We start from the raw sequence: 26,714 nt of genomic DNA on the forward strand, positions 1-26,714 counted from the left end.
TTGGTTGTATTAACAGTCTTTTTCTCTTTTTAAGAAAGTTGCGCCGACAATGATCAAAAGAATAAATAGAACAACAATTAGGGCAAATGTTGAGCCATTATTAGATCCGCCGCCATAATAGCCACCATTTTCTATGCCGCCTACATTTCCACAGTATCCCATAATATATCCCTCCTTTCTACAATACATAGTATGTTAGCGGTAGACAAGGATTGGGGTGTTAACCTATCAATTATAGGGCTACATAAAGTATATTTTTGTTAGACGAGACAATAAAAAAAGCCATTTGGAATAGGAGCGATCATTAGATTTAATTAGGGTATGTGTGATCAGGTTAGCTTTACCTTACTATTAATAAATGTGATAACTAATCATGATAATAGTTAAAGCATTTCAGAAACTACTGGAGCAAATTTGAAGAGGATATATACTGGATAAAGCCCCTTCAGATAGTTTGAAGGGACTCTCCTATACGATTTGTGTATGACGATATTACTAAAATAGTTATTTGTATTTTTTAGCTAGAGATTCGCTAACAATTGCTCCAATGATCGTCATAAAAAATGGTGCAATTTGAAAGAATAGAGAATCCTTTAGGAACACAATATTTAAATCAAATAACTTATTTCCTATGACAATGAATATCTTAGCTAGTATGAATAAGAATCCAATGATTAAAAGAATATCAAAAAATAACTTCCATCTTGGATAGACTAATTTTTGGCTATCTTTGATGAGTTTCTCTTTCTAAGAATGATCCTCCTTTACTAATTCATCAAGCGTAATATCAAAAATATCACTTAACTTAATTAACAATTCAATACTAGGGTACCTTTCTCCACGTTCCCATTTGGAGATAGAATGTCTACTAATATTAAGTTTTTCTCCAAACAAACCTTCTTGTCTTGTCTGTATTTTATAATAACGGGTTCTGTTGTTGATTGCGAAATGTAAAAAAGTAAAATTAAAGAGAGATCAGTTCGCAAGCGAATTAAACTCCCTTTTAAATATTGATTTATCAGTATTTTATAATGGGCGAGTTTCTAGCAATATATATTACAATAACGAACAACTGCAGACCAGCAGTCAGTGGTCAAATGTATAGAAATGGGGTGAGTATGATGACGAAAATTTCCTATAGTGGTTTGAAATGTGGAAAAAGTGATGTGGAAATAAAAATATTGGTGGATATACAAAATGATTGGTTAGAGATATCGCATACCAAGGAAGTCTCTCAAGTGATGAACAAAACAACAGGTGAATATATCATAGTCGATCGAAATACCTTGAAACTTGAGATAGTTTAAGCTTTCAATGAAGCTTGCAAAGAGGTAAAGGTCTTAATTAATATTAAAGGGTTTATAAGTGGTAATTATATCCATATCATCTTTTGTATTGTATAATAAAAGTACACTATTTAAAAGGTGATGGTCATTTTGCTAACAATCTTACAAATTGTTTTTTCAATCCTAGTAGTCTCATTTTCAACTTACGGAATTATCACAGGTGATTATCGGTTAAAGTTCTTAATGATATTGTTCTTAGGAGTTTTGCTTTTAATTTTAGGATTGAAAGAATTTCAAAAAGAGAGAAAAATTAATGGCTGGCTCTATATTGGGGTATTTTTATTTTTAGTATTTGTGTCCATTACTAGTATCTTTTAATAAACAGGAGGTATAAAGTTACCTCCATTTTTTAAGCTTTCACCTTTGGGTGGAGGCATTTTCTTTTGCTTTGATAACGACATCAAACAGCCAACATGCAACAGATTGAGAGTGGAGAGTTTGGTGTGGTTATGAGTGGGCTTGGTAGAATAATATTCCAATTCGGTAATTCTTGCATTATGATAATGTATGGGGGATGTAGGTTTCCTCGCCATCATGGATAACAATGGAGGGTTTAAATGACACCAGAGCATATTGTTAAGAAATTTTTTGAAGAAGTACGTTCAGGAAAAAATCCAGATTATGCAACTGAATTAATGGCAGACCAAGTATTGGCACACCAAGTTATTTCAGAAGAAGAAATAACGGTTGTAAGAACGCCAAAGGATTATGCTGAACATGTAAAAGAAATGATAGACGCATATGGCGATTTTTCATTAGAAATACAAGAATTCATAGTACAAGATCAGAAAGTATATGTACGTTGGAAACAAGCTGGTACACATGTTGGAGAGGTTGATGGATATCAGCCAACTAATCTTCCGGTTATTGAAATAGCTAGCGCGATTTATAGAATAGAAAATGAAAAAATAGTAGAATACTGGATACAAATTGATCGAGCTGGTATTGAAAACCAACTCAAACGCAATACGAATAATTAACATCCTTGAAGTGACCCCTAAAAGTTAGACACGCTTCATTGTTTAATAGGGGGGTAATTTCAATCATACGTTTCACTGGCTCCTTCCAAAATTACATATTTGGCTCTTTTAATAGGTGCAATCAACCTTTTATAATCAAATTACATGGTGAAAGGGAAACTGTAAACAAATTAAGAAGATCGTTATTTTTTATTTCACAATGATTGTAAAGAGGAGGGGTTTATATGTTTATTCCAAAGTATTATAAAATAACAGATATGAAAGAAATACAAGAATTTATTAAAATGAATTCATTTGCGACAATTGTTGCGATAAGTAAGGGGAGGCCCATAGCGTCCCATATTCCATTACTGCTTAATCAAGATCAGGATGACTATTACCTAACAGGTCACTTAGCTTACGGCAATCCGTTATGGAAAACTTTTGAGGAGACGGATCAACTATTAACTATATTTAATGGTCCACATGCTTATATTTCTTCGTCTTGGTATGAACAAGAAAATGTACCCACTTGGAATTATCAAGCCGTTCATATTTATGGGAAAGCAAGTATTATGGAAGGTACGGAATTAGAACAGGATTTATCAAAATTACTAGAAAAATATGAGAAATTCCGAGAAAACCCTGTCCTGTGGGAAAAGCTATCTCCTGAAATGTTACAAAAAGAAATAAAAGGAATAAAAGGATTTAAAATAAAAGTAGAAGAGGTTCAGGCTGCCTATAAATTAAGTCAAAATCGGAATAGTACGGATTACGCCAATATTATTAAAGAGCTTTATCAAGAAGACGATCCATATGCTTCTGCAGTAGCTGAGGCAATGAAGAAAAACAGAAATGACTAAAACAAAAGGCAGAAACGAGGTGTTAAGAACGTTTCTGCCTTTTGATGAAATTGAAGAAAGAGAAGATTAAAAATGAAAAATGAGTTGTCCTATAATAGAACAGCTAGTAACTAGTAAAATTATTTAGCAGATTTAAAAAGTGCTTTCCTTTTTTGTATACAAATCTTTCCCACTTAGCTAACAGCCCATTTCCATTCTCGCCATTTTCTAAAGCTAACGCGTGATTTTTATGGAAATCTTTTACTCGATGATGATGTTCTTTTTGCCATTGGTGTAAAGGACGATGATTCATTTTCTAACCTCCTTTTAGTGATTTAAGTATATGGCGAAAAGAGATTAATGAAAAGTAATCTGTACCTTTTAGGAAAAGCAAAAATAATTCGTTAACTTATTTCAATCGAGAAAAGAATTTAGCGGTCCATGATATTTCTCCTTATTCATTTCGTAGATTTAAAGGTTACAATACCATTAGTTCTTTTAGGCAATAATTTTATGGATAAAGAAATTGGGTTATTAAAATTAATTCATTCAGTAAGTTTTTTCTAGATCAGAGAGGTAGAAAAATAGGTATGGTAACTTTTGGTACTTTGATAGCTTTTGCACTTGTTTCACTTGGGATGGTTTGCTCGCCAGGACCGAATATGATGTATCTCATTTCTCGTTCTATTACACAAGGACGGATGGCAGGATTCATATCATTATTAGGTATAATGCTAGGTTTCATCATTTACATTATTGCCACAATGTTTGGACTTACAGTGCTGTTCATTACGGTTCCATTTTTATATGAATTGGTGAAATGGTCAGGAGCCGTGTATTTATTATGGCTCGCTTGGAATTCGATAAAACCTGGCGCAACATCTATACTTGAACCTCGGACAGTTTCTATAGAACCACCAAGGAAACTATTTTTAATGGGACTTATGACGAATTTGCTAAATCCCAAGATTGCCATTTTGTATGTATCACTATTACCTCAATTTGAAGATCCAGCAAAGGGTTCTTTACTGATTCAGGGAGGAATATTGGGCCTAACACAAATCACAGTGAGTTTTATAGTCAATCTCATTATTGTTTTGGTAGCTAGTAGAGTTGCTAAATTATTGGGCACACGTCCTACGTGGTTAAAAGTTCAACGATGGTTCATGGCAAGTGTTTTGACATGTCTTGCTGCTAATCTTGTATTTGATCGTAGATAAAGTTTGATTAGTATATAACTAGCTCTTTATGAAATGAAAGATTCTGGTGTAGTGGGCGTTGTATATACAAATGGGCTAAAATTTGCATTCCTACAACGGCATTTTGTTCGTCTATTCGAAAAGGAATATAGAGGGAGATTAATGTTAGTCGGAAAAGGTCGTATACAAGAAGCGTATTCTTAGAATTAATAAGAATCATTGTTATTTTTATAGTTTTTGGATGTCTTATGTGGGGAGCGGTACAACTCATTTATTCCACTTTACAAACAAATATGGATCATGATATTGGCTGGTTCCCAGGGATAGCAATATACATAATTTTATTCATTCTGTATCGTAATAAGTTACAATTCTCAGGCTTTTATGAAGGCCCCAATCAAAAAACATTACCCAAAAAAGTAACTCTTGTATTAATGGCTTGCTCTCTATTACTATTCATACTACCAACCATCATACAATAAACTTGAGAACTTAGTGGCAACAGGATCAGGGCTCGTTTTTAGAGTCCTGGTCTTTTTTTATTCTCTAATTTTGCCGTACTTTATTTCCATAAACCTAGCGTGAAGTATGAAATCCTATTGTTGTTGGACTGAGGAGAAATGAAAATTAAAAAAAGGGTCAATTTTCGGGGCGACCCTTTTATGGTAAACATAAAAAAGGCTGTTATGATTATTTTACCTCGAAGAAGGAAGGCTATATGGAGACTATTAATTATTGCCCGACATTTATGTTGAACAAAGCTAGCGCCTAGTGCCGACAATAATTAAAAGTATGAATAGGACAACGATTAGTGCGAATGATAAATTATCGTGTTTGTCATAGTTTGTACCCATTATAAATCCCTCCTTTCTATCATCTAGAATATGTAAAGTTATAGATAGGAGAGATGCTATTCATCTAATCAAACCTTTCTTTTGAAAAATTTAATAAGAATTTTTCGTCCATAAAGGTCCTATTTATTTCATGCAAATAGAAGATTGCTGAAATCAGTCGCTTAGTGCTGTAATATGAATCGATAATGTCAGTTCCTGCGCTTACCCGGGAAATTTTTTTTCTTATTTCCTAGGCGAGTAACCCAATTGATTAGGGAAATATAAATCATGGCAGCATATGAAATAACAGCGGATGAACGGATTACCGAGGAAATAAGGCTGTACAGGGAGCGTCATTTGGTAGTGAAATGATTGCTAGCATATAGAGAACATTTAAAAAAGCGGAAATAAACGTGATCTATTATATAATGGCTGCTTTTACAAATGCGAAGTTTGATGGATGCCAGTCGGCTTAATAAATAAACATAACCCAAGAGTGGTAGTAGGTGGACATGTAATTATACGGTAAAAGGTCAGCTCACGGCTCTAAAGATATGAATTATGTTTTAAAAACAGGATACAATTTGTGTTAAAATGATAAAAAATTAAGGGGTGATTCATTTGATCAACTATCCATTTTTAAAAGATGACATGACCATTGGAGTTACAGCACCTTCCTCTGGTGTACCCGTTGAACTTCATGATTTATTGAAAACAGCATGTATTCGTATGGAAAATAAGGGGTTTAGAGTCATTTGTGGAGAAACTGCTTGGACTCAGGATAAGGCAAAATCTGCCTCTGCTATTAAGCGTGCCGAAGAGTTTCATCACATGATGGCTAATGATGATATCGATATTATTATTCCTCCATGGGGTGGAGAGCTCCTTATTGAAATACTTGAATATATTGATTTCTCCAATATTCAGCCAAAATGGGTATTAGGGTACTCAGATGTTAGTCTATTATTGTTGGCAATTACATTAACAACGGGTATCGCTACTGCACATGGAACGAACTTAGTAGATTTAAGAGGAGAGTATTCTGATGATACAACCGCCATGTGGCAATCAGTTTTATCCTTAAAAAAGGGCGAGTCCATCGTACAGCATTCGTCAGACCACTATCAAAAAGAATGGCAGTTCGATAGCCCCTCGCCTTATGTTTTTAATTTTACGGAAAAAACGAAATGGCAATCTACATCAGTGGAGAGGGTGAAAATTCAAGGGCGTTTACTTGGTGGATGTATAGATACTATCAGACATTTGATTGGAACGAAATTCGGTGATGTTCAAAGCTTTCAAGAAACGCATATTCAAGGAGAATCTATTATATGGTACTTGGAAAACTGCGAATTATCCACGACTGATCTACGCAGATCCCTTGTACAAATGAAATTAGCTGGATGGTTTAATAATTGTTCAGGTATTCTATTTGGTAGAAGTGCTGCGAATACATCCGTTGGAAACTATACAATTGAAGATGTATATCAAGAACTTTCTGAGGAGCTACAAATTCCTATTATCTATGACATTGATTGTGGGCATGTGCCACCACAAATCACTTTTATAAACGGAGCATATGCAGAATTAGAATCATATAACAGTAAAGGGACTATTGTGCAACACTTTATATAAGTATTTCCCAATGTAAAAACACCCTCTAAAAGATTTAGAGGGTGGGTATTTGTATGGTTATGCGATTAGATGGAATTTCGATAAGCTTTTTGTGTGGTGAAGTACTTAGATTTTGATAAAATATTTTGGAGATTATGTTGCGCTAATGGTCCTAATTTATTACTATTAGAGCCCAACAAACCATCCTTAGCCGCATTTTTAAGTGTGTCAATTTGTTTAGTTGTGAGTTTAGAGGTTTTGCTGCTTTCAATAATTTTATTCACATTATCGATTCTCTGTTGTTTCTCTTTAGAAGTACGGTTAATGTCGTTACTGTTTTGGTTGTTTTGTTTTTGTTGTGTGAGACCTTGTTTATAAGATCGACGAGTCATTAAATATTGCATAGTTGATGAGTTTCTCGATGTTATCATAAAAAGTTTCCACCTTCCTAATTTTTTTAGTTTTTACCATACATATCCTATTATCGTCCAAAACTCTCTTTACATTAGCTTCAAAATTAAATTATGGAGAAGATGAACATGAAAATTAACTTAGCACAGATGAATTTAAAAACTTTACCTGATTTTAATGTATCCCAAATAAAGGGAATAAAGGATTTGAATCTATTTGATAACGATTTGAGGGAAATACCTACAGAAATCTTTCAAATGACGAGTATAGAAATACTGAATATTTCAGTCAATAAAATTAACAATTTGCCAGCAGAAATCACGAACTTAAAGAATCTGAGAATGTTAGATGCAGGGCATAATCATATTGACCTCATTCCTCCTGAAATTGGTCATTTAGTGAATATGGAGGACTATTTGTATTTTCATCATAATCAATTGCAATCGATTCCTCCCGAAATCGGCCAGCTTACAAAAGTAAGATATTTAAACTTAAGTGATAATTTGTTGAGTGGACTACCAGAGGAAATAGGGAATTTAAATAAACTGGTAGAACTGCGAATAATGAATAATCGATTAACGGAGTTACCAGAAAGTTTGTGTAGATTAACGAATTTAAGAGAATTACATTTGAAAAAAAATAGCATGACTAGTCTGCCTGAAAAAATCGGAGAACTAGCATTATTACGGGTTTTAGAGTTAGAAGACAATCAATTACAGGAAGTACCTGATTCATTACATACATGTATAAAATTAAGGCGGTTAAATCTCAGACAAAATAAATTGAAAACATTGCCAGCATCGATGGGTCATTTGAAAAATCTACTAGAATTAGATCTACGAAGTAATGATTTAAAGGAATTACCGGAATCATTATTGGCAATGGAAAGCTTAGATCGACTAGATTTAAGGTGGAATCATGAATTAAAAATCCCGAGCTGGTTAGATGAATTAGAGGCAAGAGGCTGTATCGTTTATTTGTAGAAGGGGGTAGTTCAATTTCCGTGAATGCTGCTCTTGAACTTTTAACAACCGTTGTCTTTATTGTGATAATAAGTAATCCGAATGTAATGAACCAAGAGTTTATAACTCACATGAGTAAATTATTTACCACAACAACGAAGCAATTTGAAATATGGGTAGTTAGCGGGGGAATCATCATATTTATTTTATCTGTAGCCATCAATATATTTGATGGATTCCGTAAGGCTCGAATCCGTTAATTCTTTTAGTATCTTCCATCACTCCATCTAACTTAAATCATTTTAGCTAGTCCAAAAAAGAACACATTGACGGATACGAACATTGAATAAGATAGCTTCCATCTATTTTTTTGTATGCTAGCTCATGTTATAATGAGGAGCTTAAGTTAATTAAGACCTTGAACGGATGCCAAGAAAAGCCTCCGCAGAACGAGAAAGTATGGAGGTGTAAGAAAATGAATAAACGTTGGACGATTGGTAAAATTAAAGAATTTGTTGAGAACAATTCGGAAAGTAAGTTGCTATCAACGGAATATCACGGGTTTTCTCAAAAGTTACTATTTAAATGTGCATGTGGTAGTAACTTTGAAAAAACATTTACTAAATTTAAAAATAAACATCAACGAAAATGTGATGTATGCCAGCCACCAAAAGAGTCACGTTAAACGAAGTGTGGATATTTAATAAAGCTTTATGTGACCTAAAGTATTAATAATTTTATATGAGTTTGATTTGAAATCACCTTCCTCCTATAGTTCCTTTATAGAGGAGGTGATTTTTTGTGTCTGAAATTATTTCTGAAGTTTTTCCAAACAGTGGGAGGGGAATAGTGTCATCAAAAAGGTAATCAAATATACAGTAACTATTATTACTCATGAAAGAAATCTTCAGCAAGACCATTTATCTGTTTTGGGTGTTGAACATCTGGGATGGAGAGAAGGGGATAGTGTCATTTTTCACTCAAGCTATGCCACTACAAAAGTCAAATTGCGCTAGCCATTACCATTAAAAAGGCAGAAATGTTGCCTACACAACATTTCTGCCCTTATTTCATTTATTTTTGGGTTATTCGTTGGAAAAAGTCGCGCGTTCTATTCATATCTGATACATGCTCATTACATGTTTGGCTATCTGCACAAATATAATTACTATGGTTAGTAAATGTACCAACGACTTGCCCTTTAATGGAAGTCGTAAATAAGCCAACATCTGAATGACGATTGCAGATGGCGCAAATACCGCGAACAGTATTGTTGGAAAATACCCCTTTAATCCCCTGGAGTTTGTCGTCTTGTTCGAGGACAACGTATTTTCGATGTGTCCCAACATCATCCCATGCTAGGTAACAAATTTGTTGAAAATCAAGTTCATCTAAATTAGGTAGCTTCAGCTTTTTCTCCTTTTTAAACAATGATTTGAGGGTGCTAGCTGTTACTGGCTTAAACGGTATGACATAAGGCTTTAACTGCTCTAACAAGGCATCGCCCTGCGCACGATCTGTGACGGTGAAAAGCTGTTCAACAAGTTGTGTTTCCTCAGTGGATAACTCTAATTTGGTAGTAATTTCCGTTTCGACAAGCCCACGTACTGCAAGAATGACACTTTTGTCCTGCGTTGTGGTAAGGGCATGTAAAATTTTACTTAATTGCTGTTCCAGTAAGTGATAGTTTGCGACCGTTAAGAACGGCTGAATAGTTTGTTTTTCCATTTGAAATCTCTCCTGTTTTATAGGCTAATTTTAAAAGCATTTGGCCTAAGAGATCATTCAATTTCTGTTATGGATATAACTTAATTTAGACCTCTTTGACCTCAGAAGCCGTTCTAGAGCATGCATTACAAGTGAATGCGGACATTTCGATCCCTCCCTTAAGGATTGTTGATTTATATAAGTTTTTTATTTTTAGTCTAAAAAGTGAATTATCTTGATTTTTTAATTTTATCAAATGTTACGCTTGATTTTCAATAGTCAAATGACCGGTGAAGCGGTGATAAGTATTTAAACATGCATATGACCCAATTGCCTTTGAAACATACTTCATTAACGATGGCATATGGAGCGAAGTTATGTCTAAGACCATGTAAATTTATATAGTTGAGATCGAATATACCTTAAATAATTCAGGCACGAAGATAATGCGCGATTTTTTATTTTTTGGAAGACTGAATGAGAATGTTTTAGTTTTCACATCAAAGTACAATTGTTTATTAATGTGAATTTTATTATACTCATAAATCTATATAACAGCCCATTGGTATTGAAATTCAAAGCTTCTTAAGAGAAAAATTAGGATTGTTTGCTTATTTTTAATAAACCAATTATTTTTCTAACATAAAAAAGAAGAAAGTAAATAAGTGTAACATCTATAAAAAAATAAAGTATATTAAATTGAATTGATGTAATACCATTTTTGGTAAATAAAGAAAATGTAGATGATAACTCATTCTCACCGATGTAACTTATAAATTGAAAAGGGGCTCCAAATTTGTTAGTTCCATAAGATACAAAGAAAACGGACAATAAAGTCATGATAATGCTAATCCATAATAACCCCTTTTTATTTGTAACTTGCATTAGCCACCTCCTTTTTAACTACCCAATATAATTATTGTATCATAAAAAAGAAAAAATGTAATATTTTGTAAATTGTTAATGGTTTACATTACGAGAAAACCACTATTAGTAGCAGTAGCTTCATTTTCAGTATGCATTCGGACAGAGTGTTAATGTGCATGAGCTAGTAGCACAGGAAGAAGTATCTACAGCTGAACAAGAGCTTAGAGAAATTCAACAAAAGTATAATATTTGCTTATTGCCCTATGTATTTTCTGAATTGTTCGATAGATAAAAGATTGCTATAATTGAATGAATTGGTTCATAAAGGAGGAATTGTGATGACACAGAAAATGAATAGTCAACGAAACAATGCTTGGAGAATTTATTCAATTTAGGAGGCACTATGCTATTAAATCAACAAGGTTTTGATCTCTGGGCGGATGGCTATGACCAAACCGTTCAACTTAGTGAAGAAAATCAGCAATACCCATTTGCGGGCTATAAAGACATTTTAAATAAAATTTTTAATGAGGTCATGCAAGTTCCGGCATCGACTGTATTAGATATTGGCTTTGGGACAGGTGTTTTAACAGCTAAACTTTATGAGCATGGGCACAAGATCGATGGTTTTGATTTTTCTTCGAAGATGATGGCTATTGCACAGGCAAAAATGCCACAGGCTAACTTACTCGAATGGGATTTATCGAATGGTCTACCTACAACACTGATGAACAATCAATATAATGCGATTGTTAGTACGTATGCCCTACATCATTTTACTGATGAGCAGAAGGTTACGTATATCAAACAATTATTACAGCAACTAACACCCGATGGTAAAATTTTAATAGGCGATGTTGCCTTTCAAACAAGAGGGCAGCTAGAACAATGCCGTCAGGCTAGCAAAGGCTATTGGGATGATGATGAGTTTTATTTTGTCCATGAGGAGCTAAAAATTAGCCTGCAGGATCGTTGTCAGCTACAATTTTACCCAATCTCGCATTGTGGTGGTGTTTTTGTAATATCGAATTGTACTGAGGTAGATAGATAAATGCTCAATCAAGACGTTTTATATGGAGAATTCGAAATAGATGGTGTGCTAGAGGAACTTATTCAGTCATCGCCTGTTCAACGATTAAACGGAATTCATCAAGCAGGAGCTGGCTGTTTGGTATATCGTCAATGTAAAAGAAATAAATACCCATGCAATTTAAAAAAATAAGAAGGGTATTTATGTGAGAATCATCAAAAGTTAGTCTATGACAGATAGGGCTAATGTAAATAATGCGAAGGAGCTGTCAAAAGATAGCTCCTTTTGCTTGTTAGGCGAACATCGATAAAATATATTTGCCAGAAAGCATAAACAGCTAGCGCACTCATTACCGAAGTACCAGGCTTAAACCAGTTCGTTAAGAGGAAGACCAGTACAGAATAACAGCATGCCGATCGCTCCGAGCACGGTGTTTTGTAGGACTGTATGAAAGGTAGATGCTTTCATATTTTTCATTTGCATGCCCATGTTAATCAATGTCAAAATCGGCAGGGCCGTAACAATTGCCATTTTGCTTTAGTAAACTATCTGAAAATATAAACTTTATGGGGAGTACTTTAAATGTATCGTAATTTACGATATAATCGTATTCAACGATATATAAAAGGGGTACCAACATGATTACAAATATAAATGAGTATTTTACTACGATATTTTATCATCTACATACAACACATGAAGATGTGATTTCTCACCAAAGTGTGCGGATTTTACAGATGATTCAAAAGGAAGAAGAGGTAACAGTACGCGATATTGCAGGGTTATTAAATATTTCTCCTAATACAGCGTCAGAGCATGTGAAAAAACTAGAGCGACATGCCTGGGTGACAAAAGAACGTGCGAGTGACGATCAACGTAAGGTTATTCTTCATTTGACAGTAGAGGGCTTACAAATACTGAAGAAAAACTCAGAATTAGATGAAGAGAAGCTCAAGCATGCACTTAATAAGCTAACAGAACAGGAACAACAGACCATCCTACAGGCATTCCGACGTCTAAGTGAGGTGGCGAAATAATGTATACATTGTTTAAAATTCTTAGCTCGGCAGCAATTATTGGTGTCGTCACAGAAGTGGCACGAAGATTTCCTTCCTATGGCGGAATTATTGCGGCATTACCTTTAGTGAGTATTTTAAGTATCATTTGGCTGACGGTGCAAAGTGAATCGAGCGAGCATATTCAACGCTTTACAGTTGGTGTCATTGTAGGTTTACCGGCAACCATGTGCATGCTGTTTGTTATTTACATGGCGATGAAATCCTCTATTCATATTGTCTTTGCTATTGGTCTAGGTATTCTTTCCTGGGCAGTTTTCTTAGGCATTCAAAAGGCCATTGCTGGTGTTTTTCATCTATCCATGTAACGAGGAGTTCAGACATGACAATCATTGAAATTCAACAATTACCACAACAAAATGTGCTTCATTTTTTTAAGGAGCATTGGGGAACTACAGAAATGGTCATTTCAAGTGGCGTTTATGACTGTAGTCAATTAGAGGGCTTCGCTTTTGTCAATGACCGTCAAGAGATGATAGGGCTTGTTACTTACATTATTCGTAAGCAAGACTGTGAAATCATTTCTCTCGATAGTCTTCAAGAAGGCAAAGGTATCGGTTCAGCGCTTGTACAAGCAGTAGAACAAATAGCTTTTGATAACGGTTGTACAAGCATTACTCTTATTACAACGAATGATAATTTACATGCCCTAAAGTTTTATCAAAAAAGGGGATATTACTTCATCGAAATCTTGCCTAATGCGGTGGAAAAGGCAAGAGCCTATAAGCCTTCCATCCCATTTATCGGCAATGATGGCATTGCGATACGAGATGAATTACGACTACAAAAACAGCTTGACTTCTAAAAAGTCAGGTTGTTTTTTGTTATACTGAGAAAGTGGAAAGAGAGGGAACATATGAAAAAAATAGTATTTGCCTTATTACTAAGTGTGCTTGTGGTGGGCGCCGCATTTATGATTTATCTTAAGAGTAATCCACCGCTTGTCATTCAAAGTTACACAAGTAAGCAGGGCAATGAAGCGGTCAAGATCATTGCGATTGAAAACAAAGGATTACGTGAAATTAAGCTTACGCAACTACTTGTTAATGAAAAACTTCCTGACAGTGCTGAGCTTGTCATTAGTAAGTCTGAACCATTTGAGGTCGAAACAAAACTAGAGGGAAATACCAATATGTCATTTCATAAATTAACGCAAGTTAAAGTTTTACCTCGTTCATACATAGATCAACAAGCAATTGGCAAGCAGCCACAGCATTACGCGGTTCAAGTCAAAGCAGCCGACATCAAAAAGGTGAAGATTCAATATGAATATTTACGCATACCTTTTACCCTAACTGCGGAACTTCAACAAGGTCAATAGACAGACGATACGCTAATTTTGTCTTATCATTTATGCCTGTGTCATTTCTTAAGATTGTTTGCTGAAAAGCACTAATTCCTCCTAAATCATGGTAATATTATAGTAATAGCAATCGTGATACTAGGAGGGACCTAATGGCAATTATCATAATGGGTATAGTACTATTTATCTGTGTTATCACTGTGGCTTTAGTGTTAATGAAAAAGTTATCGAAGAATGAAATTATGCTTGAAGTAACAGCCACCTCAGAAGGAAAAAATGAATTAGATCAAGCGATAATGAAAATATATTTTACGTATTCTATCGGCAAACTTGCTAGTAGGAAACGTCAAATCCTTGGCAGTGTTGAATGGTCTGATGGGTGGATGCCTGTTAGCTATAATCTAAAGGAAAATGGTGTGTATCGTGAGGAGCGATTACTTTATGCAACAAAAAATCAGTCCTACTCAACCTTTGAGATTCATGCACCCAATGCAATCGATGATCAAGGGCGAGGTGAAGGGTACGCTGTTCTTGTATTGGAAAATCCCGATATTTCCCATAGATCATCTAGAGCAGGTGTCATCCTTGCCGTCACAGCCAATATGATTACATATCAATTATCAGATTCCACTAGCTGGCATAATGAAGTTGTTATCAATTAACTCGAAAAAAGCTATCCAAATAGGGTAGCTTTTTTTATTAGTGCTAAAAAGTAAAATTAGGCTGATTATGGAACTAAATGAGGGGAATAACGTATAGAAAGAAGAGGGACTTGTAGGATGGAGGAGGATGTAGATGAACGAAAAGCCAAGCATACACCAAAAACGATTGGCAATAGATGAGCAAATATGTGCACTCTTATTTCAACGGAAAGAGCTCTCTGCTCATACAAAAGATAGCCCAACAGATGAAATGATGAAGGAATGGGCGCAAAAATATGGTTTCGATGACAAATTTTTAACCATGATTTTCAGTGTGATTAAATCAGAAAAATACTATCAATCACGTGTCGAGCCAGTCGGATTTCGTCAATATATTGCGGTATTACAATCGCAGGGAGTGGGAGATCGAATCTATACGATTTCTTATGTTCGCCAATACGAAAATGCAAGTGTTGTACACCTTTTGATTGACTGGGATTATGAGAAAGATTCCTATCAAGATATTCATCAAAGATTAAATCGCCATTATTTAGGGTTATTTATAGACCAGAAGTATGAATGCCGCCATACAGGAGCATGTGGTTCAGATGGATATGAAAGTAATAGATATGTAGTGACGCCACCATTACCAGATGACATACAAGGACTCAGCTTTATTTTTACAGAATACAAAGATGTGTTTGAAGAAAAACCAACAGGATTGACTGTCACCATGCATTGTTAGGGGGAATAAAATATGAAGAAATGGATAGTGCCAATTGTTTTACTACTTCTGTTAACAGCCTGTCAGAGTCCTGAGCAGGAAGTGCATTATATCGCTAAGAGTGAGCATTGGAAAGCGATCTACCATAGTAATTCTGATCAAGGATTACGCTTATATTATCTTGATGAGAAGGATGATTTAGGGCCCTTACAAATCACCATTGAAGGGGAAAAGGAATCCCAAAATATAATGGATGTGCAGTTAAATAAAGAGGGGTATTATTCATTTACGAAAAAAGAAAGTGAGAAGTTTTTTAAACGGAATGCTAAGCCAATTATTCATATGCAATGGCTATCTGAAAATGAGTCTTTAGAAATAAAGAATCATTAATGGATAATAATAATTCGATACAGAACTTTTGGGCTCATTGTTTCATATGTTATAGGGATATCGTGTATGACGCGTTATGTATGTAAGTTGAAATAAATGTAAGCGTTACGAATTTTGACCAGAACAACCGTGGTCATTGAAACGGACGATTTTTTTATTTCAAGGTTTGACAAAAAAAACAGAATTCGTTATAGTAATTAACAATTTCATGCAAAAATGAAATGAGCCATGATAAGGACAAGAGATTCGATCAACCATTTTCAGAGAGGGAGGCCTTCGCTGCAAGCTTCCTAATGTTGTGATCCCTTCTTACTACCTTGGAGCTGTGCTTGGAAACTTGCACCGTCTTTTGCAACGTTACGGCAAAATCAATGAGCCACTAGTCTATTTACTAGTGGGAATTTGGGTGGAACCACGGGTAATGAACACATACTCGTCCCTATGTAGGGGCGGATATGTGTTTTTTTTTTTGGTCCCCATTCTAAAAGCTGAATGAGGATCAAGTCTTTGGCAGGTCCATAGTTTTTCAAATTGTAGTCACAATTAGGACTTCTATGACACACCATAGCAAAATTGATAAAAATTAAAGGAGTCGAGAACATGTCAAATCAAGTTATTCACATTCAATTTCCAGATGGTCAACAGCAAGCATTTACAAAAGGCGTGACACTAACCGAAATTGCCCAAGCGATTCGTCCTGAGCTTCGCAAAAAGGCAGTAGCGGGGAGTGTCAATGGAACCATCGTTGATTTGACGCGCCCGATTATGGAAGATGCTCAAATTACATTGTATGATGCTAGCTCTAAGGAAGGAATTGAAGTTATTCGTCATTCAACGGCCCATTTATTAGCACAGGCTGTCAAACGTCTATACCCCCATGCACAGTTTGGGGTAGGACCCGTGATTGAAAACGGCTTTTATTATGATATAGACATTGCGGATACACTGACACTAAGTGATTTACAACAAATTGAAAAAACAATGAAACAAATTGTGCGGGAAAATGTACAAATCAAGCGACGAGAGGTTTCGAGGAATGAAGCTAAGGAGCTTTTTGCTCATGATGCGTTAAAGCTGGAACTGTTGGAGTCTATTCCCGCTGATGAAACCGTGACGATTTATGAGCAGGGTGAATTTTATGATTTATGTCGAGGTTCCCATGTTCCGTCTACGGGGAAATTACAACACTTCCAATTAATGCATGTATCAGGTGCGTATTGGCGAGGCGATAGCGACAATCAAATGCTACAACGTATTTATGGGGTTGCCTTTGCAACAAAAGAAGAACTTCAACAATACTTCGTGTTTTTAGACGAAGCAGAAAAGCGAAATCACCGTAAACTAGGCAAGGAACTTTCGTTGTTTATGTTTTCAGAGGAAGCGCCGGGAATGCCCTTTTATTTAGCAAATGGTCAAATTTTACGGAATGAGCTGGAATCCTATTTGCGAAATTTACAAGCAAAATATGACTATCGAGAAGTACGGACACCTCTAATGATGAATCAGCGTTTATGGGAACAGTCAGGTCATTGGGATCACTATAAAGACAATATGTACTTTACACAGGTGGATGATCAAAGCTTTGCCTTAAAGCCAATGAACTGTCCAGGACATATGCTCATCTTCAAAAATAGCCTACATTCTTACAGAGATTTACCAATACGAATGGCAGAATTCGGGCAAGTGCATCGCCATGAATTTAGCGGTGCGCTGAATGGATTGTTACGCGTTAGGTCATTTTGTCAGGATGATGCACATATTTTTGCAACACCGCAGCAAATTGAAAATGAAATTGCATTGGCTCTAAAAATAATAGATGAGGTGTACAATGTATTTGGTTTCCAATATTCGGTAGAACTATCGACACGTCCAGATGACTATATGGGAGAATTGTCGTTATGGGATCAGGCAGAAGAGGCGCTTGAAAATGTGCTGACAAATTTAGGCATCGACTATACGATTAATGAGGGGGATGGGGCTTTTTACGGGCCGAAAATCGACATTCATATTAAAGATGCCATCCAACGAAGTCATCAGTGTGCCACAGTACAACTCGATTTCCAGCTACCTGAGAAATTCGATTTAACATACATTAATGAACACAATGAAAAAGTTCGACCTGTTGTCATCCATCGTGCGGTGTTTGGTTCCATTGATCGTTTCCTAGGTATTCTCATTGAGCATTTTGGAGGGGCGTTCCCGATTTGGCTTGCACCGCAACAAGTGCAAGTCATTGCAGTGGCGGATGCACATCAAGACTATGCTAAGCAAGTAGTAAAAGCCCTACAACATGAACAAATTCGGGTGCAACTTGACGATCGTCAGGAAAAGCTCGGTAAAAAGATTCGGGAGGCACAATTGCATAAAATACCGTATATCCTTGTTATCGGGGATCGAGAGACTGCCCATCAAAATGTGTCTGTCCGTAGACATGGACAACAAGCCACTGTTGAATATTCCATATCACAATTAATAGAGGAAATGACAGAAGCCATCAAACTAAAGAGCTTATAAAAGAAAGCTTGCTTTGAATAGATCTACTATTCAAGGCAAGCTTTTTTAAAAAAAATTTCTATTTTTTTGAAATGACTACTAGAATCTAGTTGCGATGCATACAATGAATTAAAGGTCCTTGGTCCTCTCTTGGAATTGGGATTGACCAAGTAATACTGTTTGTGTTTCAGCGTCGATGACTAGAAATTTTCGATAGGTCTCATCGGTATTGTGCTGAAAAGATGCTAAAAAATAAACTTGTCGATTGGGATGAACAAAAGTATGTTGAGAGAGGTCTATTATTTCTTGTTTACTATTGGTTTGTAAATAAAAATTTTCTGTCGCCTCTGCTATATCTCTAAAGGCCATTTTTTGCCGAATATTCCATGACGCATGGGGATATTCCTCGTAAATTGTACGATTAAGCTGCTGATAAAATTCGTCCTCATCACGAAACGATTGAAATTGGTTGTTTGGATATTGATATAGTGTATTTATTTCAGTTGGTGTGCAAAGTGTGGGTGCCGTATGGTCTACTGAATGTTGGGGTGGCAATAATATTTTGGAAACAACCATAAAAGTTAAGATGAATACATGCATTATTCAACCTCCAGATGTCTTCTTATCAAAAACATCGCCTACTTTTTTGGGATCTATACATGTAGAGGTTGGCTAGCCGAATGCAAAGATAAAACCAGCCAGAATTCAGGTCTGGCTTTACCCATATCTATACTTTCTTCTATTATATGCCTCGTTATGATTAGGAAGCTTGTGCTTGTTTTAAATATCTATTTAGTAGGACGTCCAATTCTTGACTGTAATCTACTACAGCCGGATGAGTGAAACCAAGATCCTTTGCTTTTTTATACATAATTCTACGTTTGATCTCAATTTCCGCCTTCAAGAATTGTTTAAGCAATAAGTTTACCAAGATATTTTCCTCCTAATTTTTTATCCTTATTCATAAAATTAATTTCTTATGACCTCGATTCAACTTTTTCATTGTATATCACTTATATTAAAAAAAATGTCATATTGTGTATCGTAACTCAAATTCGTAATTTAGTCACAGATAGGGACCTTCATCCTGTTATGCGAAAAACAAACATTTTTCACTGTTTAGTTAAAAGGATTTATTATAATATCCATTTATTTCATAAAAATTAAGTATATTAACCCTAACTGTTGAGCTGTTAGGGTTGTTTTCGTGTTTCAATTTAGAAAAAATTAAGTGAGAAAAAGAGTGGCCTTAAACCATTTATACTATGAAAAAAGTTGTTGTTTGATATTGAATTTTCCAACAATTTATGGCGTTATTCGTATCTTGTCACATTTTATCAAATAAGCTTTAATGTTGTTTAGAAATGGGGACATTTCATTGAGTGTGGAGAATTATTGAGAATTTTTGAAATTAATGGAATAATAGAAGGGGTGTGAAAGAGTAACTTTGTTGTCGCTACTTTTCCAAATAAACGAGCAGCATGTGAAGTGGAGGAGCTCTCACATGGGAACCATCCGTTGGAATACCTTTACTAAAATATGAAACGTATCAGCTTTTCTTAAATTAATATTATTACTACGTTGAAAATAATTGAGTAAATGCTGTCTCGCTGGATGCATTATAGGCCATTACATATAGTAATCACGAATACGCAATAAAAGAATTGTTTGAGCAACAACTTGAAGTGAATTGGCTTGTTTGATGTAATGACGAATAGCTTTAATAAAACGCGCAATTCTGATATGCATGTTTATTTGGAAATTACTGTGGATAGCAGGCGATTTTTGCATGGTAATTTCATTTACCTTGATTCAGCGAATGATGAGTGGAGGAGACAAGAATGACAGAATTATATTTTGTGAGACATGCACATGCCGATTATTCCGAGGATGAATATCATCGTCCACTATCATTAAAAGGAATTAGGGATGTAGAACGAGTGACATCTTTATTTAACGATCAACGCATCGATGCAATCTATTCGAGTCCTTATAAAAGAGCCATTCAAACAGTACAGGGTATTGCTAGGTATCATGATGTACCAATTCAAATTGTGGATGCACTAAAGGAACGACAGCTTGCCAATGGAGCGATAGAAAATTTTCAGGAAGCACTACAACGAGTTTGGGAAGAGCCTAGTTTTGCATGGGCTGGTGGAGAGTCCAATCAGCAGGCAATGGCACGGGCTGTACAGAGCTTACAAACTATCATTCTTTCTCACCCCCATGACAGCATTGTTATTGATACACATGGCAATATAATGGTGCTGATGATGCAATCCTTTGATTCACAGTATGATTATGTATTTTGGCAAACGCTGTCTATGCCTGATATCTACCGATTATCTTTCCGTGAGCTGACTTTATTAGAAGTGGAGCGAGTATGGCAAAAGGGCTGATAGACAGCTAGTGATGGTCTTATGGGAGGGTCCATGTAAAGGACGATGATTGAGGCAGTTGGATAGCTACGTGAATGGATTCGTTAAAACCCAGTCGAGTTGATGTAAAGAAAGAACCCCAAAGAAGACACGATTTATGTATCTCCCCTGGGGACATTTACTATTTGACTTGGTTCCATTCAGAACGTAATAAGCCAAATACTATGAGGTCATGGAAGGTGCCGAAGCGGAATATTTCATTTCGTAAATGCCCTTCCTTCGTGAAGCCGCATTTTTCATAGGAGCGAATAGCTGCAGGATTAAAGCTGAATACTTGCAGTTTGATTTTTTGAATGGCCATGTATTGGAAAATGAATTCAATTAGTGTTTTCATAGCATCCGTGCCATAGCCTTTTCCTTGCCATTGCTGTCCAATTGAAATGCCCACAGAGCAAGTGCTATTTTGCCAGTTAACAGCAAAAACACCACAGGAACCAATCAGTTGGTGAGTCGCTTTTTCATAAATACCAAAGAAGAATTCATCTTTTTTTCCACTGATAGAGTGAAAGAACGCGGAATGGTCCTCCATCGTTTGGGGGAAGGGAATTTCATCATTAGCTAGTAGTAAAGTTTTTGTCTCACTTTCAATGGCTACGAATGATTCTAAGTCAGCGGGGGCCATTTGCTGTAAAGTAATGGATTGACCCGTTAAAAATGTTTTTAAATAATGATCCATCTATGATTCTCCCTTTAATAAGGGCTGCAAGTATCGTTACAACCCCTAGATTGATAGCGAAGCTTTAACGTCTACTGCCATTTTCGCACTCATAGGCACAACTCCTTTAGTTTGAGTGCTTAAATTGTACCATGTCTACCAATTTAGGGGAATATTTTTTAAGAGAGGAAGGAATAGCCGTGCATACAGCCTATTTTAAGAATTTACTACAATATTTACCGCAAGAGGAGCAACAACAATTACAGAAAGCAAATGGTGCCACAGATGCACAAATTGAAAGCTTACTAGAAATATTTCCACAAAGTCCGCAATCCTTCATTGAACTACTACAGGATGTCAACGGTACTTACCATTGTAAGCATGGACAAGAAAACATTAGTGTGCTTGTACTAGGTTCCGATTTGGGGGATTATCCGTATTATTTAAAGGCAGTTGAGCAAATACTAGCAGATGCTCAAAATCAGCGTGAAACGATTTTTGAGCGTTATCAGGACTTTTTAGAGTATGTGGACATAGATAAAAGGATAAATATGCATGTACCGTTAAACGAACGATTATGCTTTGCAGATTGCATGAATAATGGAGGAACATCCAGTTTGTATCTTGATTTTTCGCCAGCTGAAGGCGGAAAAATGGGGCAAGTGGTTCGATATGTCCATGATCCCGATAGCTTTGAGGTCATCGCCTCTTCATTTGATGAATATTTACAACAGCTTGTTGAGGGGGAATATGAGTTTACAGCTCTCTACGAGGAGGAGTTTTGATGGCTCTGACATTGAAGTTTTATGAGGACAAGGCACAATCGTTAGTAGATCAATATACTATTACAGAGGAGCAGCTTCGTTATACAAAGTCGCCAAAGGATAGCATTGAACTTGCTAAGGAGGATGACAGTAGACATGCTGTTTTAGCTTTCGATGGAGACAAGCTAGTAACCTTTTTTGTGTTACATGAAAAAGAAGGGGTGAAGCCTTATTCCTCGAATGAACGGGCGTTACTAATTCGCTCATTTTCGACCGATTATCATGAGCAGGGCAAAGGCTATGCAAAGGCAGCTCTCCGATTGTTACCAGACTTTGTTCGTCAGCATTTTCCATTGATGAATGAGCTAGTACTAGGCGTAAATATCCCAAATGTATCAGCACAGGCACTCTATATAAAATGTGGGTTTGTAGATGAGGGGAAACAGGCGACAGGCTTTGGCGAAGAACTAAAGGTAATGAGTTATTATATAAAGGATGTGGAAATTTGAGCAATATAAAAGTGGCAGGGTTGGAGCATTTGCAGACACTATGTGCAATCGATCAAGAGGTGATTGGAAACGCATCCAGAAGTGATGAAATTCAGCAAGCCATCGAGGAGGAACGTTGTCTGCTTCACCATTTTGCTGATGATATTACAGGATTCTTAATTTCTACTGAGGACTTTTTTGGCTATGACTTTATTTCCTTAGTCATTGTTAAGCCATCAGCTCGAAGAAAGGGAATCGCCTCTGCCTTAATAAATGCATATGTAAAAACAAGCAAAACGTTAAAGGTTTTTTCCTCCACGAATCAATCTAACACAAGTATGCAACATGTATTTCAAGCCTTAGGGTTTGTTAAAAGCGGGGTTATTAATAATCTGGATGACGGTGACCCAGAAATTATTTATGTAAAAATAGCCTCACCACTGTAGTAGGGTGAGGCTTGCCTTTATTTTTTTGCTTTTACAAATAAAAAGGATGGTCGGCGAAGTTCCTTTTCAATAGAAGGAAGCCGTTGAATAGCTTCCTCGCTTGGCTGAGGTTCAACCATTTTGTCGATCGATAAGCCATGGTCGATTAATGTATTGATGATTGTAGCAATAGTGCGATGATATTTGACCACTCCGTCTACCAGCCATGTTTGCTGTCTTATGCCTTCTTCTTGGTAATTATCCATTGCATAGTGTAGCCGTTTACCTTGTTCATCGTAAATCCAATTACCCTCCTTCGTTCGGCGAGCAGTAGCAATCGGATGCTCCACGGAGAAAATAAAAACGCCGTCTGGACGTAGCATTTGGGCAATTTGTCTAATGACTGCCTCAAAATTTTTAACATAATGAAGCGAAAGTGAGCTTGTTATACAATCAAAACGATTGGCGGATGCTTCATAATCCTCAATTGCTTGAAGCTGATAATCAATTTGTGGATGTGCATTTTCTGACTGAGCGATGGACAGCATATTACTTGAAACGTCCAAAGCAGTCACATGCTTGGCGTGGTGTTGGATACAGTATTGGGCGAAGTCACCCATGCCACAGCCAATATCGAGCATTTCTAAATTCGTTAAAGAGGGCAGTAATGATTTCATGGTAGGCTGCTCTAATAAGCGATTATAATTAGATGGTCTTTGCCGTAATGCCTTGTATTGATGGAAAAATTCAGGGTTGTCATAAATATTTTGTTTCATTATAACCTCCAGCTTGTGAAACATAACGTTATGTCATTTGTGCGCACTCTTATTTTCCCATGCGAGACGAAAAAGAAATAGACTTATAATCCGATTTTTTGTAAGATGTAGATAGAGGCATGCCATCATTTAATAACGATTAAATTCCATATATTAACAAATATATGGTTTGTTTTTTGAGGAGGAAACTAATGAAAAATTATGTTCTACTCAGGACGATGTTTTGTATATATAGCCTCACAGTTTTGACCCATTATTTTCTGACTTTCCTAGAGCATGGAAGAGCATTTTTTGTTACCATGATCATCCCACTACTATCAGTGATTATTGTTCAAAAGATTTTCACCAAGCTACCCATCCTATCAACTTTTTCCTTCACAAAGCCTAAATGGTCATGGCTCCTAGCCAGTATTTTCATCCCTTTTTTGTTAGGTCTCCTAGTACATAGTTATTTTTACTTGACGCATCATCCATCTTTTCTCATCATCACCCCATCTCAACTGAGTATGTTATTACTAATAGGGCTCACCATTAGTACAGGCTTGGCTTTACTAGAAGTAGTCGTCTGGCGAGGCAACTTTCATGTATATTTGCGGCAACGCTATAGCTTTTGGTCGACCGCTACCCTTACTGGAGTAGGGCGGTCTTTATGGCATCTACCTATAGTTGTACTATATAAGCCCTATATGATGCCAGCTGTTGGAATACCTGCGTATTTGTTGCTCCTTTTTGTGTTATCCATCGTGCTTTCAATCATTCGAGAAGTAGGTCAATCCATTGTGCCTGTTGCTATTTCATGGAATGATGAATGTCTTTTACTTAGGGGTTATTCAGAGTATGACCGTTTCTCCAGATAACCAAGAGATCGTCAAATGTCTTACGATTATCTTGTTCCTCTTCCTTTATTGCCATAAAAATGTAACAATTTTTAAAAATTAAAAAATTAAAAGGAAAATATGGCACTTCTTGTCATCTGTAGCGTTCTTATTATTTGGAAGCAAATTCCGTATTAAAAGACGTTGGAGGGATTTAGTTGAATCAAGAAACCTTATTATCCTTTAGTAGCAATTCCTTATTTATTGCCTTCATTCTACTACTGATTGCGATTGTGCCATTAGGGCTTGCCGTCAAATCGAAAGGGAAGATGTTTGGCAAGCTAGGTATACTTCTTACTTATGCAGCCTTTGTCCTGCAACTCGTTTATTTCGTGGTGAGATGGGTAGCTGTAGAGCATGCACCCGTCAGCAATATGTATGAATTTATGACGTTCTTTGGCATCATGCTCACAGGGAGTTATCTCATCATCCATTTTTTATACAAGCAGCTTGTTGTGGGCTTATTTACAATTCCTGTGTCATTAATCATTCTTGGCTATGGAAGCGTTTTTGCGAAAGAAGTGTCACCACTCGTACCTTCCTTGCAGAGTCACTGGTTAACGATACATGTGATGACCGTCGCTTTTTCCAGTGCGATTCTATCGGTATCCTTTGCCACTGGATTAATATTTTTATTAAGCACATTGGATGTTTCCAAAAGATCCATCCATACATATTCGTTAGAATTTGTCTTGTATTGCTTAGTTGTCGTAATTGGATTTATCGGCATTTCGACTTTTTTCAGCCTAACAGCGGATGACCTACAAGTACAATTCGAGAATGTTCAAGGTCAATCAGAAAAAGCAGTCTATTCCATGAAACCCTTAATCGTGAATAAAGGAGCAGTCACAGAAAATGGTGATTCCGCTGGTTTAATCGAAATAACAAATAAAATAGATGCTAAAAAGTTAAATTCGATTGTCTGGGCATTTATGATTGGTACGGTCTTATATGTTGCCATTCGTCTGGCTACAAGAAAATCGGTGAGTGCTACATTAAAGCCATGGACAAGTCGGGTTCAGCCACAATTAATGGATGAAATCTCCTATCGAGCAGTTGTCATTGGCTTCCCACTATTTGCATTAGGTGGGCTGTTATTTGCCATGATTTGGGCACAAATAGCTTGGAGCCGGTATTGGGGATGGGACCCTAAAGAGGTTTGGGCGCTAATTACTTTTTTATTCTATGCAGCCTTTCTCCATTTCCGCTTATCCAAAGGCTGGGAAGGGGAGAAAACAGCCTGGCTTGCCATCATTGGCTTCGGTATCATCGTGTTTAATCAGGTGTTTGTTAATCTAGTGATTGCAGGCTTGCATTCTTATGCGTAGGGACCATTTGCCATTTGATGCCGAAGAAGCAACGCATTTAGATAGAAAGGACGCCTTCAACTTATTCAAGCGAAGCCATATAATGAAAGGAAAAACTCGATGACCATGTCCTTTTTTCTAAAATTGAATATTGTTAGTCTGCTGTACGGTTGGATTTTCTTTATATGTATGACATTACAACTCAATTATTATCGATTACTACGACTTACAGGCTGGACAGCTGACAATTTGGATCTTTTCTTGCTTATTGTTCAATTAGTAGGCCTTAGCGTAGCGACGATATTTATATATAAGCTCGCCGTTATGTGGCTTGGGCATCGTCTTTGGATTTATGCAACAATGATTCTATGGTTACCGTATACTGTGATTTTCACGATGGTTTTTACCTACCTGTTTCCCATTTCCGATCGAGGAGATATGCCAGTACCTGTGCAAGGGCTTATTCTGTTGGTCATGCTTTGGGGATATCCGTTGTATATTGCCATCATAAGTCTTGCTGCGAGGACATAAAAAAAGAGACATCTTCAAAGTGGATGTCTCTTTTTTCATTTGCTCGTCTATGTTTGGT

37 protein-coding genes are annotated in these 26,714 nt (G+C 36.4%); 26 read left to right on the top strand and 11 right to left on the bottom strand.

Annotation, left to right across the window (positions count from 1 at the left end):
- Positions 1-9: 9 nt before the first annotated feature.
- Positions 10-162, bottom strand: a complete 153-nt coding sequence (locus C9J29_RS11435) for a YjcZ family sporulation protein (RefSeq protein WP_008174939.1) — start codon at positions 160-162, stop codon at positions 10-12.
- A 585-nt stretch (positions 163-747) separates the two neighbouring features.
- Positions 748-894 carry a helix-turn-helix domain-containing protein gene (locus tag C9J29_RS24675; RefSeq protein WP_237068816.1) on the bottom strand — a complete coding sequence of 49 codons (147 nt, stop codon included), beginning with the start codon at positions 892-894 and terminating at the stop codon, positions 748-750.
- Between the two features lie 227 nt (positions 895-1,121).
- Here C9J29_RS24675 and C9J29_RS11445 point away from each other — a divergent pair, with 227 nt between their 5' ends.
- The 4 genes from C9J29_RS11445 to C9J29_RS11460 all read left to right on the top strand — a co-directional run bounded on the left by C9J29_RS11445 (position 1,122) and on the right by C9J29_RS11460 (position 3,168).
- Entirely contained in the window at positions 1,122-1,307 is a 186-nt protein-coding gene (locus tag C9J29_RS11445; RefSeq protein WP_090001636.1) for a hypothetical protein, read from the top strand.
- Between the two features lie 120 nt (positions 1,308-1,427).
- Positions 1,428-1,664: a DUF3953 domain-containing protein gene (locus C9J29_RS11450; protein WP_089984604.1), complete on the top strand. Its 237-nt coding sequence runs from the start codon at positions 1,428-1,430 to the stop codon at positions 1,662-1,664.
- 239 nt (positions 1,665-1,903) lie between these two features.
- Complete coding sequence (locus tag C9J29_RS11455; protein WP_008174933.1) at positions 1,904-2,326, top strand: ester cyclase; 423 nt, start codon at positions 1,904-1,906, stop codon at positions 2,324-2,326.
- 224 nt (positions 2,327-2,550) lie between these two features.
- Positions 2,551-3,168, top strand: a complete 618-nt coding sequence (locus C9J29_RS11460) for an FMN-binding negative transcriptional regulator (protein WP_008174932.1) — start codon at positions 2,551-2,553, stop codon at positions 3,166-3,168.
- 103 nt (positions 3,169-3,271) lie between these two features.
- On the opposite strand, the gene C9J29_RS11465 is transcribed toward C9J29_RS11460, so the two are convergent.
- On the bottom strand, positions 3,272-3,460 hold the full coding sequence (locus C9J29_RS11465) for a hypothetical protein (RefSeq protein ID WP_008174930.1): 189 nt from the start codon (positions 3,458-3,460) through the stop codon (positions 3,272-3,274).
- 277 nt (positions 3,461-3,737) lie between these two features.
- Here C9J29_RS11465 and C9J29_RS11470 point away from each other — a divergent pair, with 277 nt between their 5' ends.
- Positions 3,738-4,367, top strand: a complete 630-nt coding sequence (locus tag C9J29_RS11470) for a LysE family translocator (RefSeq protein ID WP_043989889.1) — start codon at positions 3,738-3,740, stop codon at positions 4,365-4,367.
- A 740-nt stretch (positions 4,368-5,107) separates the two neighbouring features.
- Here the strand turns inward: C9J29_RS11470 and C9J29_RS11480 are convergent.
- Positions 5,108-5,200, bottom strand: coding sequence for a YjcZ family sporulation protein (locus C9J29_RS11480; RefSeq protein WP_080709335.1), 93 nt, complete (start codon positions 5,198-5,200; stop codon positions 5,108-5,110).
- A gap of 600 nt (positions 5,201-5,800) precedes the next feature.
- Here C9J29_RS11480 and C9J29_RS11485 point away from each other — a divergent pair.
- Positions 5,801-6,814: a S66 family peptidase gene (locus C9J29_RS11485; protein ID WP_107922197.1), complete on the top strand. Its 1,014-nt coding sequence runs from the start codon at positions 5,801-5,803 to the stop codon at positions 6,812-6,814.
- Between the two features lie 65 nt (positions 6,815-6,879).
- Here the strand turns inward: C9J29_RS11485 and C9J29_RS11490 are convergent, their stop codons facing one another.
- Positions 6,880-7,224 (bottom strand): hypothetical protein, encoded by a 345-nt coding sequence (locus tag C9J29_RS11490; RefSeq protein WP_089984596.1) that lies wholly within the window; start codon positions 7,222-7,224, stop codon positions 6,880-6,882.
- 108 nt (positions 7,225-7,332) lie between these two features.
- Between C9J29_RS11490 and C9J29_RS11495 the strand changes: the two genes are divergently transcribed.
- From C9J29_RS11495 to C9J29_RS11505, 3 genes are all read left to right on the top strand, one after another.
- Positions 7,333-8,187, top strand: coding sequence for a leucine-rich repeat domain-containing protein (locus C9J29_RS11495; RefSeq protein ID WP_237068817.1), 855 nt, complete (start codon positions 7,333-7,335; stop codon positions 8,185-8,187).
- Between the two features lie 20 nt (positions 8,188-8,207).
- Positions 8,208-8,426, top strand: a complete 219-nt coding sequence (locus C9J29_RS11500) for a hypothetical protein (RefSeq protein WP_008174921.1) — start codon at positions 8,208-8,210, stop codon at positions 8,424-8,426.
- Positions 8,427-8,641: 215 nt separating this feature from the next.
- Positions 8,642-8,851: a hypothetical protein gene (locus C9J29_RS11505; protein WP_025117169.1), complete on the top strand. Its 210-nt coding sequence runs from the start codon at positions 8,642-8,644 to the stop codon at positions 8,849-8,851.
- 389 nt (positions 8,852-9,240) lie between these two features.
- Here C9J29_RS11505 and C9J29_RS11510 read toward each other — a convergent pair whose 3' ends face one another.
- Positions 9,241-9,894, bottom strand: coding sequence for a FusB/FusC family EF-G-binding protein (locus tag C9J29_RS11510; protein WP_089984587.1), 654 nt, complete (start codon positions 9,892-9,894; stop codon positions 9,241-9,243).
- 576 nt (positions 9,895-10,470) lie between these two features.
- Positions 10,471-10,758 carry a hypothetical protein gene (locus tag C9J29_RS11515; protein ID WP_089984584.1) on the bottom strand — a complete coding sequence of 96 codons (288 nt, stop codon included), beginning with the start codon at positions 10,756-10,758 and terminating at the stop codon, positions 10,471-10,473.
- A gap of 385 nt (positions 10,759-11,143) precedes the next feature.
- Between C9J29_RS11515 and C9J29_RS11520 the strand changes: the two genes are divergently transcribed.
- The 10 genes from C9J29_RS11520 to thrS all read left to right on the top strand — a co-directional run bounded on the left by C9J29_RS11520 (position 11,144) and on the right by thrS (position 18,418).
- Positions 11,144-11,791 (top strand): class I SAM-dependent methyltransferase, encoded by a 648-nt coding sequence (locus tag C9J29_RS11520; protein WP_043989843.1) that lies wholly within the window; start codon positions 11,144-11,146, stop codon positions 11,789-11,791.
- Positions 11,792-11,962: a hypothetical protein gene (locus C9J29_RS24335; protein WP_164908679.1), complete on the top strand. Its 171-nt coding sequence runs from the start codon at positions 11,792-11,794 to the stop codon at positions 11,960-11,962. It begins immediately after the preceding gene.
- 446 nt (positions 11,963-12,408) lie between these two features.
- Positions 12,409-12,807 carry a MarR family winged helix-turn-helix transcriptional regulator gene (locus C9J29_RS11530; protein WP_089984578.1) on the top strand — a complete coding sequence of 133 codons (399 nt, stop codon included), beginning with the start codon at positions 12,409-12,411 and terminating at the stop codon, positions 12,805-12,807.
- On the top strand, positions 12,807-13,154 hold the full coding sequence (locus tag C9J29_RS11535) for a DUF3147 family protein (protein ID WP_008174903.1): 348 nt from the start codon (positions 12,807-12,809) through the stop codon (positions 13,152-13,154). Before C9J29_RS11530 ends, C9J29_RS11535 begins: the two co-directional genes overlap by 1 nt.
- A gap of 14 nt (positions 13,155-13,168) precedes the next feature.
- Positions 13,169-13,651 carry a GNAT family N-acetyltransferase gene (locus C9J29_RS11540; RefSeq protein ID WP_008174901.1) on the top strand — a complete coding sequence of 161 codons (483 nt, stop codon included), beginning with the start codon at positions 13,169-13,171 and terminating at the stop codon, positions 13,649-13,651.
- Positions 13,652-13,702: 51 nt separating this feature from the next.
- Positions 13,703-14,167: a hypothetical protein gene (locus C9J29_RS11545; RefSeq protein ID WP_043989841.1), complete on the top strand. Its 465-nt coding sequence runs from the start codon at positions 13,703-13,705 to the stop codon at positions 14,165-14,167.
- A gap of 134 nt (positions 14,168-14,301) precedes the next feature.
- Positions 14,302-14,811, top strand: coding sequence for a hypothetical protein (locus tag C9J29_RS11550; RefSeq protein ID WP_008174898.1), 510 nt, complete (start codon positions 14,302-14,304; stop codon positions 14,809-14,811).
- Positions 14,812-14,944: 133 nt separating this feature from the next.
- The gene (locus C9J29_RS11555; protein WP_089984576.1) at positions 14,945-15,535 is read left to right on the top strand and encodes a hypothetical protein; all 591 of its coding nucleotides are present in this window, start codon (positions 14,945-14,947) and stop codon (positions 15,533-15,535) included.
- Between the two features lie 12 nt (positions 15,536-15,547).
- A complete protein-coding gene (locus C9J29_RS11560) occupies positions 15,548-15,904 on the top strand; it encodes a lipoprotein (RefSeq protein WP_008174895.1) in 357 nt (118 codons plus the stop codon).
- Between the two features lie 600 nt (positions 15,905-16,504).
- The gene (gene thrS, locus C9J29_RS11565; RefSeq protein ID WP_090001624.1) at positions 16,505-18,418 is read left to right on the top strand and encodes a threonine--tRNA ligase; all 1,914 of its coding nucleotides are present in this window, start codon (positions 16,505-16,507) and stop codon (positions 18,416-18,418) included.
- 108 nt (positions 18,419-18,526) lie between these two features.
- On the opposite strand, the gene C9J29_RS11570 is transcribed toward thrS, so the two are convergent.
- Both C9J29_RS11570 and C9J29_RS11575 read right to left on the bottom strand, forming a co-directional pair.
- Positions 18,527-18,997, bottom strand: a complete 471-nt coding sequence (locus C9J29_RS11570) for a hypothetical protein (protein WP_043989840.1) — start codon at positions 18,995-18,997, stop codon at positions 18,527-18,529.
- 160 nt (positions 18,998-19,157) lie between these two features.
- On the bottom strand, positions 19,158-19,328 hold the full coding sequence (locus tag C9J29_RS11575; RefSeq protein WP_025117185.1) for an aspartyl-phosphate phosphatase Spo0E family protein: 171 nt from the start codon (positions 19,326-19,328) through the stop codon (positions 19,158-19,160).
- Positions 19,329-20,238: 910 nt separating this feature from the next.
- Here C9J29_RS11575 and C9J29_RS11580 point away from each other — a divergent pair.
- Positions 20,239-20,796 (top strand): histidine phosphatase family protein, encoded by a 558-nt coding sequence (locus C9J29_RS11580; protein ID WP_107922198.1) that lies wholly within the window; start codon positions 20,239-20,241, stop codon positions 20,794-20,796.
- Positions 20,797-20,956: 160 nt separating this feature from the next.
- Here C9J29_RS11580 and C9J29_RS11585 read toward each other — a convergent pair whose 3' ends face one another.
- Entirely contained in the window at positions 20,957-21,511 is a 555-nt protein-coding gene (locus tag C9J29_RS11585; RefSeq protein ID WP_008174882.1) for a GNAT family N-acetyltransferase, read from the bottom strand.
- Between the two features lie 179 nt (positions 21,512-21,690).
- On the opposite strand from C9J29_RS11585, the gene C9J29_RS11590 reads away from it, so the two are divergent.
- From C9J29_RS11590 to C9J29_RS11600, 3 genes are read left to right on the top strand one after another with little or no spacing between them, the layout of a single operon-like run.
- Positions 21,691-22,275, top strand: coding sequence for an SMI1/KNR4 family protein (locus tag C9J29_RS11590; RefSeq protein WP_237068818.1), 585 nt, complete (start codon positions 21,691-21,693; stop codon positions 22,273-22,275).
- On the top strand, positions 22,275-22,763 hold the full coding sequence (locus tag C9J29_RS11595) for a GNAT family N-acetyltransferase (protein WP_107922200.1): 489 nt from the start codon (positions 22,275-22,277) through the stop codon (positions 22,761-22,763). Before C9J29_RS11590 ends, C9J29_RS11595 begins: the two co-directional genes overlap by 1 nt.
- Positions 22,760-23,188 carry a GNAT family N-acetyltransferase gene (locus C9J29_RS11600; RefSeq protein WP_107922201.1) on the top strand — a complete coding sequence of 143 codons (429 nt, stop codon included), beginning with the start codon at positions 22,760-22,762 and terminating at the stop codon, positions 23,186-23,188. The genes C9J29_RS11595 and C9J29_RS11600 overlap by 4 nt, the downstream gene beginning before the upstream one ends.
- A 17-nt stretch (positions 23,189-23,205) precedes the next feature.
- On the opposite strand, the gene C9J29_RS11605 is transcribed toward C9J29_RS11600, so the two are convergent.
- Positions 23,206-23,943 (bottom strand): class I SAM-dependent methyltransferase, encoded by a 738-nt coding sequence (locus C9J29_RS11605; protein ID WP_107922202.1) that lies wholly within the window; start codon positions 23,941-23,943, stop codon positions 23,206-23,208.
- A 191-nt stretch (positions 23,944-24,134) separates the two neighbouring features.
- Between C9J29_RS11605 and C9J29_RS11610 the strand changes: the two genes are divergently transcribed.
- The 3 genes from C9J29_RS11610 to C9J29_RS11620 all read left to right on the top strand — a co-directional run bounded on the left by C9J29_RS11610 (position 24,135) and on the right by C9J29_RS11620 (position 26,656).
- Positions 24,135-24,800: a CPBP family glutamic-type intramembrane protease gene (locus C9J29_RS11610; RefSeq protein ID WP_107922203.1), complete on the top strand. Its 666-nt coding sequence runs from the start codon at positions 24,135-24,137 to the stop codon at positions 24,798-24,800.
- A gap of 176 nt (positions 24,801-24,976) precedes the next feature.
- Complete coding sequence (gene ccsB / locus C9J29_RS11615; RefSeq protein WP_107922204.1) at positions 24,977-26,146, top strand: c-type cytochrome biogenesis protein CcsB; 1,170 nt, start codon at positions 24,977-24,979, stop codon at positions 26,144-26,146.
- Positions 26,147-26,314: 168 nt separating this feature from the next.
- Positions 26,315-26,656 (top strand): hypothetical protein, encoded by a 342-nt coding sequence (locus C9J29_RS11620; protein WP_237068819.1) that lies wholly within the window; start codon positions 26,315-26,317, stop codon positions 26,654-26,656.
- Positions 26,657-26,714: the final 58 nt, after the last annotated feature.

Origin of the sequence: Lysinibacillus fusiformis, assembly GCF_003049525.1 — a bacterium.
Lineage (GTDB): Bacteria > Bacillota > Bacilli > Bacillales_A > Planococcaceae > Lysinibacillus > Lysinibacillus fusiformis.

Bases quoted from the DNA above. Each gene is read 5' to 3' on its own strand.
- C9J29_RS11505 (WP_025117169.1), top strand. From the start codon at position 8,642: ATGAATAAACGTTGGACGATTGGTAAAATTAAAGAATTTGTTGAGAAC.
- C9J29_RS11545 (WP_043989841.1), top strand. From the start codon at position 13,703: ATGAAAAAAATAGTATTTGCCTTATTACTAAGTGTGCTTGTGGTGGGC.
- C9J29_RS11605 (WP_107922202.1), bottom strand. From the start codon at position 23,943: ATGAAACAAAATATTTATGACAACCCTGAATTTTTCCATCAATACAAG.
- C9J29_RS11435 (WP_008174939.1), bottom strand. From the start codon at position 162: ATGGGATACTGTGGAAATGTAGGCGGCATAGAAAATGGTGGCTATTAT.
- C9J29_RS11470 (WP_043989889.1), top strand. From the start codon at position 3,738: ATGGTAACTTTTGGTACTTTGATAGCTTTTGCACTTGTTTCACTTGGG.
- C9J29_RS11520 (WP_043989843.1), top strand. From the start codon at position 11,144: ATGCTATTAAATCAACAAGGTTTTGATCTCTGGGCGGATGGCTATGAC.
- C9J29_RS24335 (WP_164908679.1), top strand. From the start codon at position 11,792: ATGCTCAATCAAGACGTTTTATATGGAGAATTCGAAATAGATGGTGTG.
- C9J29_RS11480 (WP_080709335.1), bottom strand. From the start codon at position 5,200: ATGGGTACAAACTATGACAAACACGATAATTTATCATTCGCACTAATC.
- C9J29_RS11450 (WP_089984604.1), top strand. From the start codon at position 1,428: ATGGTCATTTTGCTAACAATCTTACAAATTGTTTTTTCAATCCTAGTA.
- C9J29_RS11535 (WP_008174903.1), top strand. From the start codon at position 12,807: ATGTATACATTGTTTAAAATTCTTAGCTCGGCAGCAATTATTGGTGTC.
- C9J29_RS11540 (WP_008174901.1), top strand. From the start codon at position 13,169: ATGACAATCATTGAAATTCAACAATTACCACAACAAAATGTGCTTCAT.
- C9J29_RS11495 (WP_237068817.1), top strand. From the start codon at position 7,333: ATGAAAATTAACTTAGCACAGATGAATTTAAAAACTTTACCTGATTTT.
- C9J29_RS11510 (WP_089984587.1), bottom strand. From the start codon at position 9,894: ATGGAAAAACAAACTATTCAGCCGTTCTTAACGGTCGCAAACTATCAC.
- C9J29_RS11530 (WP_089984578.1), top strand. From the start codon at position 12,409: ATGATTACAAATATAAATGAGTATTTTACTACGATATTTTATCATCTA.
- C9J29_RS11550 (WP_008174898.1), top strand. From the start codon at position 14,302: ATGGCAATTATCATAATGGGTATAGTACTATTTATCTGTGTTATCACT.
- C9J29_RS11620 (WP_237068819.1), top strand. From the start codon at position 26,315: ATGACATTACAACTCAATTATTATCGATTACTACGACTTACAGGCTGG.
- C9J29_RS11490 (WP_089984596.1), bottom strand. From the start codon at position 7,224: ATGATAACATCGAGAAACTCATCAACTATGCAATATTTAATGACTCGT.
- C9J29_RS11465 (WP_008174930.1), bottom strand. From the start codon at position 3,460: ATGAATCATCGTCCTTTACACCAATGGCAAAAAGAACATCATCATCGA.
- C9J29_RS11595 (WP_107922200.1), top strand. From the start codon at position 22,275: ATGGCTCTGACATTGAAGTTTTATGAGGACAAGGCACAATCGTTAGTA.
- C9J29_RS11455 (WP_008174933.1), top strand. From the start codon at position 1,904: ATGACACCAGAGCATATTGTTAAGAAATTTTTTGAAGAAGTACGTTCA.
- C9J29_RS11555 (WP_089984576.1), top strand. From the start codon at position 14,945: ATGAACGAAAAGCCAAGCATACACCAAAAACGATTGGCAATAGATGAG.
- C9J29_RS11580 (WP_107922198.1), top strand. From the start codon at position 20,239: ATGACAGAATTATATTTTGTGAGACATGCACATGCCGATTATTCCGAG.
- C9J29_RS11570 (WP_043989840.1), bottom strand. From the start codon at position 18,997: ATGCATGTATTCATCTTAACTTTTATGGTTGTTTCCAAAATATTATTG.
- thrS (WP_090001624.1), top strand. From the start codon at position 16,505: ATGTCAAATCAAGTTATTCACATTCAATTTCCAGATGGTCAACAGCAA.
- C9J29_RS11560 (WP_008174895.1), top strand. From the start codon at position 15,548: ATGAAGAAATGGATAGTGCCAATTGTTTTACTACTTCTGTTAACAGCC.
- C9J29_RS11460 (WP_008174932.1), top strand. From the start codon at position 2,551: ATGTTTATTCCAAAGTATTATAAAATAACAGATATGAAAGAAATACAA.
- C9J29_RS11445 (WP_090001636.1), top strand. From the start codon at position 1,122: ATGACGAAAATTTCCTATAGTGGTTTGAAATGTGGAAAAAGTGATGTG.
- C9J29_RS11585 (WP_008174882.1), bottom strand. From the start codon at position 21,511: ATGGATCATTATTTAAAAACATTTTTAACGGGTCAATCCATTACTTTA.
- C9J29_RS11610 (WP_107922203.1), top strand. From the start codon at position 24,135: ATGAAAAATTATGTTCTACTCAGGACGATGTTTTGTATATATAGCCTC.
- C9J29_RS11515 (WP_089984584.1), bottom strand. From the start codon at position 10,758: ATGCAAGTTACAAATAAAAAGGGGTTATTATGGATTAGCATTATCATG.